Origin of the sequence: Virgibacillus sp. 7505, assembly GCF_002272135.1 — a bacterium.
Taxonomy (GTDB): domain Bacteria; phylum Bacillota; class Bacilli; order Bacillales; family Amphibacillaceae; genus Terribacillus.
The window spans coordinates 214,932-236,094 of the sequence record NZ_NPBF01000021.1 but is presented as its reverse complement, the minus strand read 5'-3'; the positions used below and the strand labels follow the sequence as shown (position 1 = coordinate 236,094).

19 protein-coding genes, 1 pseudogene and 1 other annotated feature are annotated in these 21,163 nt (G+C 46.5%); all 20 genes and pseudogenes read right to left on the bottom strand.

Going from position 1 to position 21,163, the window contains the following annotated elements:
- Nucleotides 1–425: 425 nt before the first annotated feature.
- Nucleotides 426–923, bottom strand: a complete 498-nt coding sequence (locus CHH91_RS08685; protein ID WP_095223053.1) for a GNAT family N-acetyltransferase — start codon at nt 921–923, stop codon at nt 426–428.
- Between the two features lie 10 nt (nt 924–933).
- A pseudogene (locus tag CHH91_RS08680) lies at nt 934–2,082 on the bottom strand (amidohydrolase).
- A gap of 65 nt (nt 2,083–2,147) precedes the next feature.
- On the bottom strand, nt 2,148–2,759 hold the full coding sequence (gene pyrE, locus CHH91_RS08675; protein ID WP_095223052.1) for an orotate phosphoribosyltransferase: 612 nt from the start codon (nt 2,757–2,759) through the stop codon (nt 2,148–2,150).
- Entirely contained in the window at nt 2,743–3,459 is a 717-nt protein-coding gene (pyrF, locus tag CHH91_RS08670; RefSeq protein WP_095223051.1) for an orotidine-5'-phosphate decarboxylase, read from the bottom strand. Before pyrF ends, pyrE begins: the two co-directional genes overlap by 17 nt.
- Nucleotides 3,431–4,366: a dihydroorotate dehydrogenase gene (locus CHH91_RS08665; protein WP_095223050.1), complete on the bottom strand. Its 936-nt coding sequence runs from the start codon at nt 4,364–4,366 to the stop codon at nt 3,431–3,433. Before CHH91_RS08665 ends, pyrF begins: the two co-directional genes overlap by 29 nt.
- The gene (locus tag CHH91_RS08660; RefSeq protein ID WP_095223049.1) at nt 4,363–5,133 is read right to left on the bottom strand and encodes a dihydroorotate dehydrogenase electron transfer subunit; all 771 of its coding nucleotides are present in this window, start codon (nt 5,131–5,133) and stop codon (nt 4,363–4,365) included. Before CHH91_RS08660 ends, CHH91_RS08665 begins: the two co-directional genes overlap by 4 nt.
- On the bottom strand, nt 5,130–8,327 hold the full coding sequence (gene carB / locus CHH91_RS08655; protein ID WP_095223048.1) for a carbamoyl-phosphate synthase large subunit: 3,198 nt from the start codon (nt 8,325–8,327) through the stop codon (nt 5,130–5,132). The genes CHH91_RS08660 and carB overlap by 4 nt, the downstream gene beginning before the upstream one ends.
- Nucleotides 8,320–9,420, bottom strand: coding sequence for a carbamoyl phosphate synthase small subunit (locus tag CHH91_RS08650; protein WP_095223047.1), 1,101 nt, complete (start codon nt 9,418–9,420; stop codon nt 8,320–8,322). Before CHH91_RS08650 ends, carB begins: the two co-directional genes overlap by 8 nt.
- Entirely contained in the window at nt 9,417–10,697 is a 1,281-nt protein-coding gene (locus tag CHH91_RS08645; protein ID WP_095223046.1) for a dihydroorotase, read from the bottom strand. The genes CHH91_RS08650 and CHH91_RS08645 overlap by 4 nt, the downstream gene beginning before the upstream one ends.
- Nucleotides 10,657–11,580: an aspartate carbamoyltransferase catalytic subunit gene (locus CHH91_RS08640; RefSeq protein ID WP_095223045.1), complete on the bottom strand. Its 924-nt coding sequence runs from the start codon at nt 11,578–11,580 to the stop codon at nt 10,657–10,659. Before CHH91_RS08640 ends, CHH91_RS08645 begins: the two co-directional genes overlap by 41 nt.
- 13 nt (nt 11,581–11,593) lie before the next feature.
- Nucleotides 11,594–12,946, bottom strand: a complete 1,353-nt coding sequence (locus CHH91_RS08635) for a solute carrier family 23 protein (RefSeq protein ID WP_095223044.1) — start codon at nt 12,944–12,946, stop codon at nt 11,594–11,596.
- 136 nt (nt 12,947–13,082) lie between these two features.
- Nucleotides 13,083–13,628: a bifunctional pyr operon transcriptional regulator/uracil phosphoribosyltransferase PyrR gene (pyrR, locus tag CHH91_RS08630; RefSeq protein WP_095223043.1), complete on the bottom strand. Its 546-nt coding sequence runs from the start codon at nt 13,626–13,628 to the stop codon at nt 13,083–13,085.
- Between the two features lie 172 nt (nt 13,629–13,800).
- Nucleotides 13,801–14,712 (bottom strand): RluA family pseudouridine synthase, encoded by a 912-nt coding sequence (locus CHH91_RS08625; RefSeq protein ID WP_095223042.1) that lies wholly within the window; start codon nt 14,710–14,712, stop codon nt 13,801–13,803.
- On the bottom strand, nt 14,709–15,173 hold the full coding sequence (lspA, locus tag CHH91_RS08620; RefSeq protein WP_095223041.1) for a signal peptidase II: 465 nt from the start codon (nt 15,171–15,173) through the stop codon (nt 14,709–14,711). Before lspA ends, CHH91_RS08625 begins: the two co-directional genes overlap by 4 nt.
- Nucleotides 15,174–15,286: 113 nt before the next feature.
- The gene (ileS, locus tag CHH91_RS08615; protein WP_095223040.1) at nt 15,287–18,040 is read right to left on the bottom strand and encodes an isoleucine--tRNA ligase; all 2,754 of its coding nucleotides are present in this window, start codon (nt 18,038–18,040) and stop codon (nt 15,287–15,289) included.
- A 61-nt stretch (nt 18,041–18,101) separates the two neighbouring features.
- Nucleotides 18,102–18,322: a binding site (T-box leader), on the bottom strand.
- 69 nt (nt 18,323–18,391) lie between these two features.
- Complete coding sequence (locus tag CHH91_RS08610; protein WP_095223039.1) at nt 18,392–18,892, bottom strand: DivIVA domain-containing protein; 501 nt, start codon at nt 18,890–18,892, stop codon at nt 18,392–18,394.
- Nucleotides 18,893–18,966: 74 nt separating this feature from the next.
- On the bottom strand, nt 18,967–19,740 hold the full coding sequence (locus CHH91_RS08605; protein ID WP_095223038.1) for a YlmH family RNA-binding protein: 774 nt from the start codon (nt 19,738–19,740) through the stop codon (nt 18,967–18,969).
- A gap of 21 nt (nt 19,741–19,761) precedes the next feature.
- Complete coding sequence (locus CHH91_RS08600) at nt 19,762–20,019, bottom strand: YggT family protein (protein ID WP_095217536.1); 258 nt, start codon at nt 20,017–20,019, stop codon at nt 19,762–19,764.
- Nucleotides 20,020–20,025: 6 nt separating this feature from the next.
- Nucleotides 20,026–20,466, bottom strand: coding sequence for a cell division protein SepF (locus CHH91_RS08595; RefSeq protein ID WP_095223037.1), 441 nt, complete (start codon nt 20,464–20,466; stop codon nt 20,026–20,028).
- 17 nt (nt 20,467–20,483) lie between these two features.
- Complete coding sequence (locus CHH91_RS08590; RefSeq protein WP_095223036.1) at nt 20,484–21,161, bottom strand: YggS family pyridoxal phosphate-dependent enzyme; 678 nt, start codon at nt 21,159–21,161, stop codon at nt 20,484–20,486.
- Nucleotides 21,162–21,163 lie beyond the last annotated feature (2 nt).

Genomic DNA, 21,163 nt, shown 5'->3' with positions numbered 1-21,163 from the left:
AATATATGTTAACAAAACAATGGTTGAAAAAGATTAAGAACGTATTTCTCGAATTTTCTTTAAGATATGACAGAAAAGAATCTAGAAAAAAGGCTGTACACCGATGTAGTGTACAGCCTTTCTATATTTAAGAATGAACAGGTTTATCTAATTTTTCAAAAGTTGAATTAAGCCAATTGTATTATCATATGTTAAACCCTGTTCTAATCCGTGTTGAATCATCTCAAAGCGTAGGCGACTCATTAATATGTGGGCAGGAAAGAAGTAAAAAAGCTGCCAAAAGGCAGCACTATTATTTAATCTCTTAAATTGTATGACTGATAGCGTTCGACCAGGTATATAAAGTTAGACATGCTGACGCAAGATGACGACTGGAAACGATAATAATTAAGTTAATCGAAGTTAGAAAAAGCTCAAATAATGAATCATCCTATTAACTTGTAATAAAAATTACCACCTAGAAATGTGCCAAATGCATCCTGCGCAAAATCCGGCACTTCTCCAAACAATACATACCCTTCAGACTGATAAAGCAAATTGGCTGGTCCTTCTTTTTCCGTATCAAGCAGGAGCAATGTTTTGCCATCTGACTTTGCTGCTTGCTCGGCATGCTGAAGCAGTTTTCTGGCAACGCCTTTCCTTCTGGCTTTTGTACTGGTCATCAATTTAGCTATTTCTGCACGATGTCGGCCATTTTCCTTATCGCTGTAATGCAGCTGAACAGTCCCTGCAATTTCGTCATCAAGTAACCCAATAAAAAGCCGTACTTGATCTGAAAGAACAGAATCCCAATACGACAATGCAGTTTCTTTGCTCATTGGGTGCAAATAGTTCATGGATGCTCCGTCAGCAACCACTGTTTGGAATAAGATTGCAAGTTCTTCCCTAAATTCGTTGATGTCTGTGAGTTCCTTGATTTCCATAGCTACTCTCCTATTCGGATGCAATTTGCTTTAATGCTTCCGGAGCGATACGCGCAAAATACTGAGCTGCCGGAAGCAAAGCAGATTCTTGTAATGTATATCGAGGATGATGGAGGCCATATTCCTGTTCTACTCCGATCCGAACGAATGCCCCTCTAATTTTTTCCTGATAAAAAGAGAAGTCTTCTCCACCGGCAGAAGGTTCTATGATAGTCACCTTGTATCCACTCGTCTCGGCCTGCTCCATCAGAAATGCTGTCCATACCGAATCATTATCGACAGATGGCGGTCCTGCCTGATAATCAAGTTCCGCTTTTGCTCCATGTGAAGCAGCTTCATAAGTTACAATTTGCTCCATTTGTTGCCGAATCAATGAACGAACATCTTTGTTGAATGTTCGTACAGTTCCTTCAATAAAACTGGTCTCAGGTATGACGTTCTATGTGGAGCCGCTGTGGAACTGGGTTACACTTATTACTCCGCTTTCGGTAGAAGGAATTTGTCTGCTGACTAAGGTTTGCAGACGATTGATAATATCCATTCCTATAATGATTGGATCTGTTCCAAGATGCGGTCTTGCTGCATGAGCACCCTTTCCTTTAACAGTGATACGAAAACGGTCAACACCAGCAGACAAAATACCCGCTCTTGTACCAAGCTCTCCAAGTTTTAAATACGGATCATTATGTAAGCCGAATATCGCTTGAACATCATCCAACATTCCTGTTTCCAGTACTGCTTGAGCACCAGTGCCGGTTTCTTCAGCTGGCTGGAAGATTATTTTTACTGTACCTTCCAGCTCTTCCTGCTGTTTCTTCAGCAAAAAGGCAGCTCCGAGCATGACAGCGGTATGAAAATCATGACCGCAAGCATGCATGACACCTGCATGGACCGATTGGAAGGATTCTTCACTTTCTTCTTGAATTGGCAGTGCATCAATGTCTGCACGAAGCGCAATTATCGGACCAGTTTTGCCAGCTATTTGTGCAATCAATCCTGTTTCAAGAGAACTATCTAGAATTTCTATCTCTGCTTCTTCCAGCCAACTGCGGATACGTTCTGGCGTTTTGTATTCCTCATGAGATAACTCAGGATATTGATGCAATGTACGCCTTGCTTCAATCAGTTTCTTCTCTAATGAATGATGTACTGCTGCCATGTGCTCACATCCTTTTCTATCAGCCTACCATATGTAAGAAAAAAAAGGATGCCTGAAAGCACCCTTTACAATGTATTTCGCCATGCCAATAATTCCTGTTTCTCCATAGATGTTATCCTCTCTTTTTCTACAAGAATATCAACTAAAGAATCAAAATTAGTCAGCGTCTCAAATGGAACATCAATAGCGGTAAAATTATCATCCGCTTTCTTCAGATTATAGCTGAAGATGGCCAATACTTTCGTCACAATCGCCCCTGCTTCCTGCAGTGCTTGGACCGTGTTGATAACAGAGCCCCCGGTTGAAATAAGATCCTCGATAACGACTACATGTTTACCCGCAACGTCTGCTCCTTCGATTTGGTTGCCTTTTCCGTGACCTTTTTTGCTGGACCGGACATAGATCATCGGCAGAGCTGCTTTATCAGCAAGCCAGGCAGCATGCGGGATTCCGCCGGTCGCACAGCCTGCTATGATATCTGTTTCCGGCAATTCTGCTAACTTCACTTGAAACTGGCGAGCTATTGCCGTCCGTACTTCCGGGTGACCGAGTGTCAGCCGATTATCACAGTAAATCGGTGAGTGGATTCCAGATGCCCATACAAAACTTTTGGCTGGATCAATTTGAATCGCATCTATTGAAAGCAGTGCTTCTGCTATATTAGTTGTAGTTGTCATAGTTTTTCCACTCCTCGATTACTTGTTCGTATGCTTGTTTTGGATTGGATGCTGCTGTAACACTTCTTCCGATTACGAGATAGTCCGCTTGCATTTTCCTAGCACCAGCAGGTGTTGCGATACGATGCTGATCGTTTTGATCGGATCCCGCGAGCCGTATTCCTGGAGTGACGGTAAGGAAGTCAGCTCCGCAAGCTGCTTTGATACTTGCTGCTTCATGAGGAGAACAAACTACCCCATCAGCCCCTGCTGTCTTGGACAATTCGGCCAGATGCAGAGCATAAGCAGCGAGTTCCATCGGCTGTTTAAGGTCGGTCCGAACCGTGTCTTCATCCATAGATGTCAGCATAGTCACAGCTATCAGTTTAGGAACAGCATTTTTTGCTCCCTGCAACAGACCTTCTTTTGCGTCTTCCATCATCTTTGCTCCGCCTAACGCATGAACATTAAATATATCTACATCAAGTCCTGCTAAATTACGCATAGCGCTTTTAACAGTATTCGGAATGTCATGCAGTTTAAGATCGAGAAAGATTGGATGGTTATTCTCTTTCAATTGGTGAACGATGGATGGACCTTCCCGGTAAAATAGCTCCATCCCTACTTTTACCGGTACCTCGGCCAACTCATGCTGACTCAGGAAATGCAGCGCTGCTTCCCCTGTAGGGAAATCAAGCGCGAGATAGATTGGTGTCTGCATATGCATGCCCCTTTCCGATTGCGTCCTCGACACTTGCGAATCCATACTTTTGCAGGACGTGCGGCAGGTTCTGGATGATTTCAAGGCACACGAATGGATGCTGAAAGTTAGCGGTACCTACTGCCACAGCAGATGCACCTGCTAAAAGGAATTCCAGCACATCCTCTGCCGTCGTTACACCTCCCATACCGATAATCGGCAGGTTAGTCATTTGACGTATTTGGTAAACCATGCGGATTGCTACTGGCTTTACGGCTGGACCGGACAACCCGCCTATTTTGTTGGCTAGCAATGGCTTCCTGCCTGCTAGGTTAATTTGCATACCTGTCAATGTATTGATTAAGGACAGGCCATCTGCCCCTCCTTCTTCCACTGCACGAGCAATGGCCGTAATGTCGGTGACGTTCGGTGAAAGCTTCACGTAGACTGGGACATTACTTACTTCTTTCACAGCAGCTGTAACCATTTTGGCAAGCTCCGGATCAGTGCCGAACTGGACGCCGCCTTCTTTCACATTCGGACAAGAGATGTTGAGCTCTATCGCTTTAATTACCGGGTGCTTGCTGATTTTCCGTGCTACTTCTACATACTCTTCGACAGTGCTGCCTGCTACATTGGCAATAATCGGCGTATCGAAATCTGCCAAAAACGGAAGCTCCTTCTCTACTATCTGGTCCACTCCTGGGTTTTGTAAACCAATCGCATTGAGCATACCCGCCGTAGTTTCGGCAACACGCGGCGTGCTATTGCCATAACGCGCAGAACCGGTTGCTGCTTTGATCGTAATCCCGCCGAGGAGGTTCAAGTCATATAGCTCTGCGTATTCCTTGCCGAAGCCGAAACAGCCAGAAGCTGGTAGAATAGGATTCTTCATATCCAGGCCTGGGAGATTGACTGCTAAATTCATGCGAGCACAACCTCCTTTGACCGGAAGACAGGGCCGTCTTTGCATATTTTCTTATAGCCGCTTTCACTTTCCGGTGCAGGCACGACACACGCAAAGCACGCGCCGATTCCGCAGCCCATCCGCTGTTCAATCGAAATGAAACCTTCTTCCTCTGCTAGCTGAGTAGAGACAGCTTTAAGCATGCCGGTAGGACCGCAGGTGAAAAATTGATCGAAAGAGAATGCTTCTTTCGTGATTATATCCGTCACAAACCCTTTTTCCCCTGCGCTTCCGTCATCAGTTGCAAGATAATAGTCTCCAAGGTTACGGAATGCTTCCTCATAGAAAACTTGCTCTTTGTTTTGGAATCCAGCTACCATCGTTACCTGGATGCCTTTTTCATGCAGACGCTTCGCCAGATAATATAGAGGCGGTACACCGATTCCGCCGCCAACGAGCAGGGCATGCTGCATTTGGAGCTCATCGACTGGATAGCCTTGACCGCATGGTCCAAGCGCATCCAGCTGATCTCCCGGCTCTGCTTTAGCCAGTGTGTTCGTTCCTTCGCCTAGTAGTTTGAAAATGATCGTAATAGTAGACTCCTGTTTATCAACACCAGCGATGCTGATCGGACGGCGCAGCATATGATTGCTGCCTTCTCCTACTAGCAAATGCAGGAATTGACCGGGCAGGATGTTCTCCTGCGCCATCTTTCCCTTGAAGGTCATTTCTACTGTATCTTTTGCAATTGTTTCCCTGCTGATAATCTCAAGATGTTCATGAATCAAGACGGCATACCTCCTGCTACTACAGGCTTAGCAGTGAATGTCATCGATTCGATGATAGTCGCAATCGCTTTGGCTGTATCTAGGCTAGTCAGACAGGCGATACCATGCTCAACAGCTTCACGACGGATAAGGAAGCCGTCTGATCTAGGCTGCTTGCCGGAAGTCAATGTGTTAACAACAAATTGTACTTCACCATTTTCAATGATGCTGATTACATTCTGCTCAGAAGCACCGACTTTTCCTACTGTTGTAACTGGAAGTCCTGCTTCTTCTACCGCTGCACTCGTTCCTTCGGTAGCGTACAGCTGGAAGCCGAGCGCATAAAATAGTTTTGCGATTTCCATCGCTTCTTCTTTGTCTTTATCCGCTACAGTCAGTAAGATAGCTCCTTCCTGCGGTACAGACAGCCCCGAAGCAATCAAACCTTTATAAAGTGCTTTTTCAAGTGTACGATCATGCCCGATTGCTTCACCTGTCGATTTCATCTCCGGCCCGAGCAGCGTATCAACACTGCGAAGCTTCTCAAAGCTGAATACAGGCACTTTCACATAGACATCCTCGGGTTCCGGCAATAGCCCGGAAACATATCCCATGTCAGCTAGCTTTTCACCCAAAATTGCGCGTGTAGCGATATTGGCCATCGTTACATGTGTAATTTTGGACAAGAACGGAATCGTGCGGCTGGCACGCGGATTCACTTCCAACACATATGCTTTGTTTTGATGGATAACGAACTGAATATTGATCAAGCCTTTTACGCCAAGAGCCTTCGCGATTTGCATTGTCGCATCGATGCATTGCTGGCGGCATTCCTCGGTTATCGTCTGGGTCGGATAAACAGCAATGGAATCTCCTGAATGGACGCCGGCACGTTCGATATGCTCCATGATTCCTGGAATGATAGTTGTTTCGCCATCGCTGATAGCGTCTACTTCCACCTCGATACCGGTCAAGTATTGATCAATCAGTACTGGATGATCATGTCTGACATGTACACGTTTTTCCATGTAGTTCTGCAATTCCTCGTCATTGTAGACGATCTCCATATTGCTTCCGCCAATCACATAGGAAGGACGGACAAGTACGGGATAACCGATTTTTTCCGCTGTCGCAGCAGCATCCGCAAGCTTTGTGATAGATGCTCCATCTGGTTTTGCAATACTCAATTCATCAAGCAGTTTTTCAAATTTATCCCGGTCTTCTGCTGCATCGATTGCCTGCAAAGATGTTCCGAGCACCTTGACGCCACGGCGTTCCAACCCTTCTGCCAGATTGATAGCAGTCTGACCGCCGAATTGTACGATGACACCGAGCGGGTTTTCAAGGTTGACGACATGCATCACATCTTCCAGCGTAAGTGGCTCGAAATAGAGCTTATCGGAAACACTGAAATCCGTCGAAACGGTTTCGGGGTTGCTGTTAATGATGATCGCTTCATATCCCGCTTCCCGGATAGCCAGGACGCTATGGACTGTTGCATAGTCGAATTCGATTCCCTGTCCGATTCGGATTGGTCCAGAACCAAGCACGATTACTTTCTCTTTATCAGAAGCGACAGATTCATTCTCTTCTTCATAGGTGCTGTAGAAATAAGGTGTTTGCGATTCGAATTCCGCGGCACACGTATCTACCATTTTGTATACAGGCTGAAGATCATTTTCAGTCCGGAATTCGTATACCTTGTCTTCCGTCGTGTTCCACCAGTGTGCTATTTCCCGGTCAGAAAATCCTTTTTGTTTTACTTCCTTCAGCAATTCCAGTTCCCAAGGCTGTTCTTGCAAATTTGATTCCATTTCAATCAATGCTTCAATTTTCCAAAGGAAGAAGCGGTCAATCTTAGTCAGTTCATGCAGCTGCTCAATTGTGTATCCGCGGCGGAAGGCTTCAGCCAGGACAAACAGTCGTTCATCATCCGCTTTGACAAGTCGATGCTCCATCTCTTCATCGCTCATTCTATCCAGGCTGATGGATGCAAGACCGTTCGCTTTGTTATCAAGGGAGCGGACACCTTTCAGCAAAGCCTCTTCGACATTGCGGCCAATTGCCATTACTTCTCCTGTCGCCTTCATCTGTGTACCTAGTTTACGGTTTCCGCTGACGAATTTATCAAATGGGAAACGCGGCAGTTTGGCAACAACATAGTCTAGTGCTGGTTCAAAGTATGCGTATGTCGTACCTGTTACAGGATTCTTGATTTCATCCAGTGTCAAACCGACAGCAATCTTCGCTGCCATTTTGGCGATTGGATAACCTGTTGCCTTGGAAGCAAGTGCGCTTGATCGGCTTACACGCGGATTCACTTCGATGATGTAGTAGTTGAAGCTATGCGGATCCAAAGCCAGCTGTACATTACAGCCTCCCTCGATCTGCAGTGCTTTGATGATTTTTATGGAAGCGTTGCGCAGCAGCTGGTATTCCCGGTCACTCAGTGTCTGGGAAGGTGCTACGACGATGCTGTCACCTGTGTGGATGCCGACTGGATCGACGTTTTCCATATTACAAACGACGATTGCCTGATCATTTTTATCGCGCATTACTTCGTATTCGATTTCCTTGAACCCGGCAATATTCCGTTCAATCAGACATTGCGTCACCGGAGAAAGCGCTAATCCGTTCTTTGTGATTTGTTTTAGTTCCTCCAGGTTATAGCACATTCCTCCGCCCGTTCCGCCAAGCGTGTAAGCTGGACGGACGATGAGTGGAAAGCCGATTTCTTCTGAAAAAGCCACTGCTCCTTCTACAGTTGTGACAATCTGACTTTCTGGTACTGGTTCTCCCAACTGATGCATCAAATCACGGAATTGCTCTCTGTCCTCTGCCTGCTGAATGGCTTCGAGGGATGTACCAAGCAGTTCTACACCGAATTCCTTTAAAATACCTGAGTTATCAAGTGCAACAGCCAAGTTCAATCCAGTCTGTCCGCCAAGTGTCGGCAGCAAAGCATCTGGCTGTTCCTTGCGGATTATCTTGCTTAGGAATTCAACCGTGAGCGGCTCCATGTAAACAGTATCCGCAACAGTATGATCCGTCATGATCGTAGCAGGATTGGAGTTAGCAAGAATGACGGTATATCCTTCTTCACGCAGCGCCTGGCATGCCTGCGTACCGGAATAATCGAATTCAGCTGCTTGCCCGATCACAATTGGTCCTGAACCGATGACGAGTATTTTCTGGATATCAGTGCGTTTAGGCATAAGTTGCTTCCCCCTTGGATGTTTGGTTGGTTTGTGCTGTCATTGTAAGGAAGTTATCGAATAAATGACGGGTATCCTCAGGACCTGGTGCCGCTTCTGGATGGTACTGCACACACATGACCGGATATTTGTTATGTCTGAGCCCTTCTACGGTGCCGTCATTCAAAGCTACTTGTGTCAGGATGAGTTCCGTCGCGGCCAAAGATTCCTTTGTGACTGTATAGCCATGATTTTGTGAGGTAAGGTAGGTTTTCCCTGTTTCCAAGTCTTTGACAGGGTGGTTGGAGCCCCGATGACCGAACTTCAGTTTTTCTGTATTCGCACCGGCTGCCAATGCAATCAGCTGGTGACCAAGACAGATACCGAAAATAGGTACTTGGCCGATCAGCTCACGAATAGTTTGTATGGCAGGTTCCACGTCTTTCGGATCGCCAGGTCCATTCGTCAGCATGATGCCATCAGGGTTTAAATGGAGGATTTGTTCGGCTGTGTAATGCCAAGGTACAACTGTGATATGACAATCGCGGGCTGCCAATTCACGAAGAATGCCGTGCTTCATGCCAAAATCCATGACAACAATGCGTTTGCCGCGCCCTGGTACAACATAAGGTTTAGCTGTACTCATACGTTGTACTTGATCGTTTGAAAGTGTGATTGTTTCCCAAGAAGCATGATTTTCAAGTGTATCGACTGCTTCTGTCAATCTAGCTTTCATTGCACCTTGTTTCCGGATGATTTTTGTCAGTTTACGAGTATCGATACCTGCGATACCTGGGATCTGATGAAACTTTAGGAAAGCATCAATTGTGTGCTGTTTCCGGAAGTTAGAAGGTGCTGCTGCAGCTTCTTTTACAACCAAGGCCTGAATGGATGGCTGGATGCTCTCGAAGTCATCGCTGTTGATACCATAGTTGCCGATCAGCGGATACGTCAGTGTAACGATCTGACCGCAGTAGGAAGGGTCAGAAATAATCTCTTGATAGCCTGTCATCCCTGTATTGAAGACGATTTCTCCAGTTGTTGCGCTATCGCTGCCGAATGCCGTGCCAGTAAAAACTGTACCGTCTTCTAGGATAAGTTGTCGTTTCTTCATTTTACCGCTTCCTTTCTGTAGACGATTTCTCCGCCAAAGATTGTCATCGTCGGCTCTCCTTTATAGCGCCAGCCAATGAATGGTGTGTTTGTTCCCTTGGATTGGAATAGTGCCGGATCTACTTCTCCTTCAGCTTCTAGGTCCAATACAGCTAAGTCTGCCGCTGCACCTATTTCGAAGCGGCCATATGGCAATCCGAATGCCTGTGAAGGTTTGATCGTTAGCCAATCAATCAGCTGATTAAGCGTAAAGATATTTGTCTCAACAAACTGCGTGTATAGCAGGCTGAAGGCAGTTTCTGAGCCAACGATACCGAATGAAGCATCCAGCATGCTGACGTTCTTCTCTTCCGCTGTGTGTGGTGCATGATCTGTCGCTATCATGTCAATCGTTCCATCAAGCAGTCCTTCAATCAGCGCCTGACGATCCGCATCGGACCTGAGTGGCGGATTCATCTTAAAGTTCCCGTCATCTGTTATGATATCTTCATCAATAAGAAGCAAGTGATGCGGTGTAACCTCAGCAGTCACGCGGATACCGGCACGTTTAGCGTCTCGGATGACCCGGACAGATTCTTTTGTACTCACATGGCAGATATGATAATGACAGCCCGCAGCTTCGGCCAGCAGAATATCACGGGCGATATGTACTGACTCGGAAACACTATTGATACCTGGCAACCCAAGCCGTTCGCTCGCTGTACCTTCATGCATGACACCGCCAGGAACGAGACTGTCATCTTCGCAATGCGCCACAACAGGAATTCCGAGCTTAGCTGCTCGCTGCATCGTCTCCAGCATCATCCCAGCAGATTGGATTCCAAGACCATCGTCGGTAAAGGCAAAAGCTTCTTTCATGTTTTCCATGTCCACTATTTCACGGCCTAACTGCTGTTTCGTGATGGCAGCATATTGCAACACGCGGATAACGCCGCTTTCTTCATTTCGAGCCATGATGGATTGGAGCGTTTCTGGACAATCTGGTGCTGGTCGGAGGTTAGGCATGGCAGCTACTGTCGTGAATCCGCCTCGAGCTGCAGCTTTTGTACCAGTTTCAATCGTTTCCTTCTTTTCTGCACCTGGTTCACGCAAATGTACATGGACATCCACAAAGCCTGCTGTTACTAGCTGACCTTCTAGATCCTCTACATGATCTTCTGCTGTAATCTCGATTTGACTGGCAATGTCAGTGATAATACCATCCTCGATTTTTACCATTACTTCTTCCAGTGTCTGATCAGCTGTTAACTGCTTCGCGTTTGTTAAGATTGTAGCCATGCTTGATTCCCCATCCTTCCAATAGTGTAATGATAACTGCCATTCTTGCTGCTACGCCGTTTTCCATTTGACGGAATATCCTCGAGCGTGGTGCTTCCACGAGACTGTCGTCTATTTCGATGCCGCGGTTGACTGGAGCCGGGTGCATAATGATCGCGTGCTGCTGCATCTTTTGTTCCCTGGCTTTCGTCAGTCCGTATTGTTCCAAATATCCAGATGCTTCTCCTTTTGATTCATGACGTTCAAACTGAATACGAAGCAGCATCATGACATCACATTGTTCCACTGCATCATCCATACTCAATACCGGTATTCCAAGTGTTTCATCCATCCATTCCGGCTTGCCTGCTGCAAAGACGTGCGCCCCCAATTTGCGCAGTGCCAATGCATTGCTTCTGGCAACCCGGCTGTGACGGATGTCACCTGCAATGACGATTTTCAGCCCGTCAAAGCGTCCATACTCCTGATATATTGTCATCAGATCAAGCAAGCATTGTGTCGGGTGCTCCCCTTTTCCATCACCGGCATTAATAACCGGTATATCCAGCTTTTCAGCAAGCATTGCAGCTGTTTGTTCCTCTGGATGACGGATGATAAGGACCGAAGCTCCGATCGATTGAAGGGTCTTAGCGGTGTCATAGACGGTCTCGCCTTTGGTCACGCTGGATGCCTCTGCGGCGAAGTCCAGCACTTCCAGGCCAAGTTTCCGTTCTGCTACGGTAAAGCTCATCTTCGTCCGTGTGCTCGGCTCGAAGAATAGATTGGCTGCGAACAGCTGCTCCCTGTATCCTGATACCCCCTGTACCTGTATGTCTGTAGCGAGCTGTACGAGCTGCAGCAGTTCACCTGCAGTAAGATGCTTCATCGATACGAAATGCTTCATGTCCTTCTCCTCCTTATTTGTCCTCGACTGTGAACAGACTGCCATTTCCAAGACCGGATTCTTTGCCCGGCAATACAAGGTTCAAGACGACTCCAACTAGTGCTGCTAATGCCATGCTGTTGATTTCCAAGTCCAGATCGGCAATCTGGAAGCGAAGGAAAGCTCCGCCGATTCCGATGACCAAGATGATCGAGCTGATGATCAAGTTACGTTTGTCGCCAAGGTCAAGCTGGCTGTCGATCATCGTTCGAAGACCGCTTGCAGCGATGATCCCAAAGAGCATGATGCTCACGCCGCCCATGACTGCCGACGGAACTGAGCTGATCAAAGCAGTGATCAAGCCCGTGAATCCGAAAAGAATAGCAAGTACTGCTGTACCCCCGATGACGAATACACTGAACACTCTTGTGATCGCCAGTACCCCGATGTTTTCCCCGTAAGTTGTGTTTGGCGGACCGCCAAGGACGGATGCAATCATTGTCGCGATTCCATCACCCGCCAAAGATGTATGCAAACCTGGCTTGACGAGCATGTTTTGATCGACGATCTTGGATAATGCCAGCTGGTGTCCGATGTGTTCAGATACTGTTACAACCGCGATAGGCACCATCGTGAAGAAAAGCTGCCAGCTGAATACATCAGCGACGTTGTAATCAACAAACGGGATGGTAAAGTTCGGTACCGTGAAGATTCCGCTGAAGAAAGCACTGATGCTATCCGCTGAAACAATCTGGTTCCAAGCTGCCTGTACGCCGCTTGTGTCAACAATTCCTTGTGTTAGCGCGAAAACATACCCGCCGATGATTCCGATCAAGACCGGAATCAATCCAAGGAATCCTTTCAGGAAGATGGACGCTGCTACTGTTATTGCTAATGTGACCAGTGCAATTATGAAGTATTTTGTGCTGTATTCCCCTGTATCAGGTGCATTCATTGCCATATCCACCGCAGTCGGTGCCAGTGCCAGACCGATGACAATGATGACTGGTCCAACAACAATCGGCGGAAGCAGTTTGATGATACTTCTCATTCCGCCGAGACGGATGGCGATCGCAACGACGCCGTAAGCAAGACCTGCGAAAAAGCTGCCAATCATGGCGCCGCCGATTCCGGCAGTTTCAATTGCCTGTGTGATCGGATAGATGAAAGCGAAGCTCGATCCTAGATAAGCTGGCACTGTCCCTCTTGTAATCAGGATGAATGCGAGTGTGCCGACACCGCTTGATACAAGTGCTACTGCCGGATCAAGCCCGGTGAGTGCCGGCACCAGGATAGTTGCACCGAACATTGCGAATAAATGCTGTAAGCTGAATATGATCCATTGATTCCATTTTGGTATGTCGTGTATGTTTAATGCTGGCTTCATCTGTTTCTCTCCTCTTTTTCCCTATAAAAAAAGCCTCTTCGCGATTATGGTCGCAAAGAGGCACACGTCTGCCACTTCCGTGACGACGTTGTTGCTTGCGACCTTGTAAGCCTCTCTGGACTTCCATTAAAGGTCCTTATTCATTTTCGTAAATATCGACGCTCTCGTAGTCATCTGTCTCTTCTAACTCGACGACGATGACTTCCGATTGTGAGGTAGGGATATTCTTCCCAATATAATCGGCCCGAATCGGCAGTTCCCGATGTCCTCTGTCGATCAGAACTGCTAGTTGGATCTGCGCTGGACGTCCCGCGTCCATGATCGCATCCATTGCAGCTCTCACTGTTCTTCCTGTGTATAATACATCATCAATCAAGATGACATTCTTATTCGTTAAATCTGTTCCGAGCTTCACTGGCTGCACCATCGGTTCCTGATTATCGGAAGCATGTGCCAAGTCATCCCGGTACAGGGTGATATCCACTTCTTCAAGCGGTACAGTCACTTGTTCGATTCCTACTATCTTCTGCTGCAGGCGTTTCGCGATGGGAACACCTCTGGTCTGGATACCGACAAGAACCAAATCTTCCGGTCCTTTATTGCGTTCTAGGATTTCATGTGCGATCCGGGTGAGCGCACGTCCAATTGCAGCCTGATCCAGCAGGGTTGCTTTCTTATTCATTTTCTTCCCACCTTCCTTTGAAGCTATGAAAAAGCCCCTTATCACCATGAGGCAATAAGGGGCTTGGATACTATACGTATCCCGTTCTTCTCCGCTTCCTTATCAGCCTCTCTGGACTGTCTTAAAGGTTCCTATTCAACTGCATTCAGTATCGCATGTCAGGGAACGACTGTCAAGCATTGAACTTCAACTTGTCCAATTCCTCTTGGAACACGTCAGGAACAGGAGCTTCGAAATGCATCCATTCACCAGAGATAGGGTGGTTGAAGCCAAGAACAGCAGCATGCAGCGCTTGGCCACCGATATCCAGCGTTCTGCGCGGACCGTATTTAGGGTCTCCAGCAAGCGGATAACCGATGTATTGCATATGCACACGAATCTGATGTGTTCTGCCCGTCTCCAGCTTACATTCCAAATAAGTGAATTCATCAAAACGTTCCAGCACCTCAAAATGCGTCACTGCAGGTTTTCCATTTTCTACGACAGCCATTTTCTGACGGTCATTCGGGTCACGACCAATTGGTGCTTCAATTGTGCCAAACTCGTGATCGATCACACCATGGACAATGGCACGGTACTTCCGTTCAATGTCATGTTCCTTCAGCATATCCGTCAATTTTTGGTGCGCTTTATCATGCTTAGCGACGACTAGAAGGCCGCTTGTATCCTTATCGATACGATGTACGATCCCCGGACGCATCGTTCCATTGATACCAGATAGATCTTTAAGATGATATAGCAGCGCGTGAACCATCGTACCAGTCTGATGACCGTTGGATGGGTGTACAACCATTCCTCGCGGCTTATTCACAACTGCAATATCTGCATCTTCATAAATGATCTCAAGCGGGATATTCTCCGCTTCGATTTTCATTTCCTCAGGTTCCGGAATCGACCACTCGATCACGTCCCCTTCTTGCACAGTATACTTATTCTTTACCTTAGTGCCGTTCACAGTAACTAGATCCTCTTTGATCCAGCTCTGAGCCTGACTCCGGGAAACATCCTCCTGGATATCAGATAACAGTTTATCGATGCGCAAACCCGATTCTTCGGCTGCGACTGTATGGTCAAACTGACTCATGCTTCTTTTCTTCCTTTCTTTCGCTCATCAAGCAGCATTGCGATAATGATGAGGATTACACCTACAACCAGACAGGAATCCGCCACGTTGAAGATTGGATAATGATAGTCACCGAATCGTGTATCGACGAAATCGACGACCTCCTTACGGAACAGCCGATCGATGAAGTTGCCGATGGCTCCGCCAAGTACAAGCGAAAGACCGGCACCCATCAATTTGCTTTCCTTGCTATATTTCACAATATAGTAGCTGACTATGACAATAACAATCGCTGTTACAAGATAGAAGAACCAAAAATGACCTTCCAATATCCCCCAGGCTGCTCCTCTGTTACGATGAGAAGACAGGTACAGGAAATTATCGATGATCGGAATTGACTCTCCTTCCGTCATATTCTTCACTACTGCCAATTTTGTTAGCTGATCAATGATGATCAGAATAATCGCAATGACAAAATACATGGACTTCTTATCCTCCGTTCAAATACAATCTACCTTGCATTTTACCATAGATGCGGCCAAAAAGATTGTCCAGATAAAAAGAAAGCTTCGCCTTAAAGCGAAGCTTTCTCTCCTTACGCGTGATAGTGTGCTTCCACGATACTTGCACAGCGAGAACATAGCTCAGGATGCTTCTCATCCTGCCCGACTGTGTCAGAAGCAACCCAGCAGCGTTCGCATCGGTCTGCCGGATGTTTTTCCACACGGACAGCCACATGCTCATAATCAGCAGCATCTGCATTTGCATCCACTACATCAGCTTCAGATACAATAAGCAATTGATGCAAATTATCAATACCTTGAAGCAGCTGTTTCGTTGCATCGTCTTTTGCAACAATCGTTAATTTAGATTCGAGTGATTTACCGATGACTTTCTCACTTCGGGCGATTTCCAAAGCTTTCAGAACATCATCACGTACCTTCATGAAATGATCCCATTTTGCCAAAAGCTCATCATGATCTGCAATTACTGCAGCTTCTGGGAAGTCAGTCAACTGGACGCTTTCTGCTTTTTCACCAGGAATATAGCTCCAAGCTTCCTCTGTTGTATGTGCAAGAATCGGTGCAAGCATTTGCAGAAGCGCTTTTACGATTTCGTAATAGGCAGTCTGGATGCTGCGGCGTGCTGGATGATCAGCAGCCTCGATATAAAGGATATCTTTACCGAAATCAAGGTAGAACGCACTAAGTTCTACAGAACAGAAGCTAAGGATTGCAGAATATACATCCGCAAATTCGTATTTGTCGTAGCTCGCGCGTACGTGCTTCGTCAAATCAGAAAGCTTCGCAAGCATATAACGATCCACTTCCACCATATCAGCATGCGCTACACTGTCCTTCGCAGGATCGAAATCATGCAAGTTGGCAAGCAAGAAGCGGAACGTATTCCGGATTTTGCGATAGCCTTCGGATGTCTGTTTGATGATTTCATCAGAGATACGGACATCTGATTGATAATCCACGGAAGCAACCCATAGACGGAGGATATCCGCGCCATACTGCTTCATGATTTTCGCCGGTACAACGATGTTGCCAAGCGATTTACTCATCTTCTTGCCTTTTCCGTCCAATGCAAATCCGTGGCTTAGAACTGCTTTGTACGGTGCTTTGCCTGTTACAGCAACAGCAGTTGTCAAGGACGAGTTGAACCAGCCGCGATATTGATCGGAGCCTTCCAAGTAAAGGTCAGCTGGACGCTGTAATTCCGGACGGTTCACTAACACAGCTTGGTGAGAAGAACCAGAGTCGAACCACACGTCCATGATATCTGTTTCTTTCGTGAAGATGCCGTTCGGGCTATGCTCGGAAGTGAAGCCTTCCGGCAATAGGTCTTTTGCTTCTCTTTCGAACCAGATGTTAGAGCCATGCTCAAGGAATAGATCGGAAACATGCTGGATCGTTTCTTCTGTAATGATAGGTTCTCCATTTTCACCGTAGAATACAGGAATCGGAACACCCCATGCACGCTGACGGGAAATACACCAGTCTTCACGATCACGGAACATGTTGTAAAGGCGTGTTTCGCCCCATTTCGGGAACCATTCCACTTCCTTGATTTGTTCGATGATCTGCTCACGGAATGCTTTGATGGAAGCAAACCATTGCGCTGTTGCACGATAGATGACAGGTTTCTTTGTACGCCAGTCATGCGGGTAAGAATGTGTAAAGAACTCAAGTTTCAGTAATGCGCCTTTTTCTTCAAGCAGTTCTGTGATTTCTTTGTTTGCCGTATCATAGAATACACCTTCAAAACCAGGAGCTTCACTTGTGAATACTCCTTTGTCATCTAGCGGGCTGATGATTGGCAATTTGTATTTTTGACTGGCAAAGAAATCTTCTTCCCCGTGTCCAGGTGCTGTGTGCACGCAGCCTGTACCGCTGTCAGTCGTAACATGTTCGCCAAGAATGATCAATGATTCACGGTCATAGAAAGGATGCTGTGTTGTAACATACTCTGCTTCTTTTCCTTTGAATGTTTTCAGTACTTCAGGACTGCTCCATTCAAGTGTTTCTGTAACGCTGCTAAGCAAGTCTTCTGCCACGACGTATTTCTCGCTGCCGACTTGTGCAACCACGTATGTCACTTCAGGATGAAGCGAGATTGCAACGTTAGCAGGTAATGTCCATGGTGTAGTTGTCCAGATGATGAATTTCTCGTCACCTTGGAACAGGTCTTTACCGTCTTTAACTTGGAAAGCCACATAGATGGATGCAGAGCGTTTGTCTTGGTACTCGATTTCTGCTTCTGCTAAAGCAGATTCAGAGGATGGAGACCAGTATACTGGCTTCATGCCTTTATAGATATAGCCGCGTTCAGCCATTTCGCCGAACACTTTGATTTGTGCTGCTTCATAATCCTTTGTCAGCGTGATATAAGGATTATCCCAATCCCCGCGAACACCTAGCTGCTTGAACTGTGTGCGCTGGTTATTGATCTGCTGCATCGCATATTCCGCACAAAGACGGCGGAATTCCGCAACCGTCATTTTCTTGCGGTCGACTTTCTTTTTCGTAAGCGCCTGCTCGATCGGCAGTCCGTGTGTATCCCAGCCTGGAACATATGGTGCATGGAAGCCAGACATCGATTTATAACGCACGATAAAGTCTTTCAATACTTTGTTAAGCGCATGGCCCATATGAAGGTCACCATTGGCGTATGGAGGTCCGTCATGCAAAACGAAGAGCGGACGCCCTTCCGTTCTTTCCTGCACTTTTTTGTAGATGTTTTGTTCTTCCCAGTCCTGCTGCATTTTTGGTTCTTTGTTCGGCAGGTTGCCGCGCATCGGGAAAGCCGTTTCCGGCATCAGCAGTGTTTCTTTGTAATCCAATGTTTTTCCTCCTTATGATGACCGATAATTTTGGGCAAAAAAAGGAGTCCCTCATCATCCCAGAAGGGACGAGAGAGACTCGCGGTACCACCCTTATAGACAGACTAGTATCGTCTATCCACTCGAATTCGTAACGTGAATGAGACGTCCATTTCTACTGCTTGCGGTTCGAATGGAAACTAGCGGGTGATGTTCGAAAGAGATACCGTACCAGGCTCTCACCTTCCCTGGCTCGCTTTGAAAGCGGTATGGACTTCCTACTGTCCCGATCACAGTCTTTATATCATGGTCATGTTGTTTGCTAATAATAGTAAAATTATATGTAAGTTTGCGAAAAACGTCAAGCGGACTTTATTCCGCCTTCTCTTCCTCAGGCTCATACGCTACCTCTGTGGCGAATAAACCATCCCAATCATCCGTTTCAATCATCTCAAGCTGTGCTTCCACAAGCATCTTCAAGCGTGTACGGAATACTTTTGCCTGTTTTTTAAGGTCCTCGACTTCCAAAGCAATCTGGCGTGACTTTGTGAGGGACTCATTAATGATACGGTCAGCATTCTTCTCAGCTTCTTTGATGATCAGCTTGGACTCTTTCATTGCATTGCCCTTCACTTCTTCGGCAGTTTCCTGCGCTACAAGGATCGACTTATTCAAAGTCGTTTCAATATTATTGAAATGTCCAAGTCGTTCTTCGAGCTGCTGTACACGTTCTTCTAAATCCTTCTTCTCTCGGATGATGATCTCATAATCCTTGATCACCCTGTCTAGGAAGTCGTTTACATCATCTTCATCATAACCGCGGAATCCGCGGGCGAACTCTTTATTGTGAATATCCAAAGGTGTTAATGGCACAACGGCCACCTCCTGTAAAAGAATCTAAATAATAGCTGTTATTCGACAAAGATAGCATAAAATAACCATTACGGCTACTTTAATTTTTCCAATGTGATTCGCTGCTTGTCCTTCTTCGTTGTACCTTTCACTTCTGCAAGCTTGCCCCTGCCCATTCCTCGCAGGGATATGAGGTCTCCCTCAGCCAATTGAAAGCTGACATCCTCGACTGTCTTGAAATTGACTTTGACAAGCCCTTTCTGGATGCGCTCTGCAGCCTGCTGGCGTGACATACGATAGAGTTCCTTTACGATAGCATCCAGCCTGAGGGAGGAGACAGTTGTTTCGCTCGTGACCCATTCCACCTCTTCAGGTCTGAACCGATTAGGATCTACTGATTGCCACGATACCTTGGCTCTTTTAACTTCAACTAAATTCGCACGTATGTATGTTGCGATGTCTGATGTAGTGAAAAGCTGGATTATGCCTTCCCCAACACTTATATCACCCAGTTTTTTGCGATCGATGCCAAGGGAAAGGAAAGAGCCCATCACATCTCGGTGCTCAAGTGTGACAAACTTATCGGGATAAGCAGCTTCGAGCAGCTCGATACTAAAGTCCTCGGGAGTTATCGAGTCATAAAGCGGAGCGATGATCCCCCGCTTTCTTTCCGCTTTCTCCGTCCCGCCGGAAAAAGCCCACTGCAGCTCGGCCTGACCGCCTAACAGCTGTCGGAAGATAAGCTGTTCCCGGGGATCCAGGAAATCGGTCACCCGGGGCTGGTATTGACGCTCCACTTGTTCCATCCAGGAAAGTATTTGGTCAATAAAAGGACGTTCCTCTTCCCGGTAATGCTGATAGATACTCACGTTACTTTGTACTCCTCATCATTAAAAAATCATAAAGTAGATAGTTCTTACACCACTCTCCGCCAAGCGCAAAACAATGATCCCAACAATTGGGGAGAGATCTATCATTCCCAGCGGCGGAATGAACCGTCGAAATACATCCAAATATGGCTCACAGATACGTCCTAGCATTTCGCCGAACGCTGACTGCCGGGCTCCCGGGAACCATGACATCAGGATATAAATGATCAGTGCAAAGGAATATACTGTGAATGCTGTACTAATTATGCTCAAAAGCATCTGCTTCTACCACCTCTTATTATAGTCATCCTGCTCTTCTATCATATCGGATATGCTGCCGGTTAGTTCAATATTGTCCGGAGCACACAGGAAGGTTTGACTGCCCAGTTTCTGGATATCACCATTAACCGCGTAGACTGTACCACTCAGAAAATCAACGATACGCTTTGCCTGGTGATGATCGACACGCTGCAGATTAAGCACTACTGCTCTTCTGTTTACAACATGATCGGCAATTTCCTGTGCTTCATTATATGTCCTTGGCTCGCAAAGAACGACTTTAGAAGAGGATTGCACGCTTTTCAGGCTGACAACGTTCTGATTCTGGTTCCGCCCGCCTGGCTGATATGGCTCGATCTCCTCTTGTTCGTTTGGCTGTTCCTCGACATATTCATATTCTTCATCATCTACAGTAAAGAAATTTTTCATCTTATTCTTGAAACTCATTTTCTTCACCTCGCATTTTAGTATGGACCTACAAGAGCAGAGCCGACCCGGATATGAGTCGCTCCTTCTTCTACCGCGATTGTGTAATCATTACTCATTCCCATGGATAAGAATGTACAAGGTGCATGCGTCAACCCAGCAGCTGCCACTTCGTCACGAAGCTGTCTCAAGCCGCTGAACACACTGCGGAGTACATCTTCATTATCTGTATTAGGTGCCATCGTCATCAGACCGACTACTTCAATTGCCGGAAATTCTGCAAGCTCCTTGATAAAAGACAGTGTTTCCTCAGGTGAAACACCAGATTTGGTAGCTTCTCCGCTCACATTGACTTGTACAAAGCACTTGATTTTCTTGGTTGCCCGTTTCTGAATTTCCTTTGCGAGCGACAGTCTGTCCAGTGCATGCAGATAATCCACCTGATTGATGACATCTTTTACTTTCCTTGTTTGCAGGCTTCCGATGAAATGCCATACAGCTTTTTCTCCAATGATTGCCTGCTTCTCAAGAAAACCTTCGATCCGATTCTCGCCTAAATCGACAATACCGGCATCGACAGCTTCTTCTGTTCGTTCAATTGTAACATATTTCGTAACGGCAAGGAGTGTTATATCCTCGGAATTTCGGCCTGTTCTAGCCGCTGCCGAGCTAATATCATCCTTGATCCGTTTCAGATTCTCTTGTACTGTATTCATGC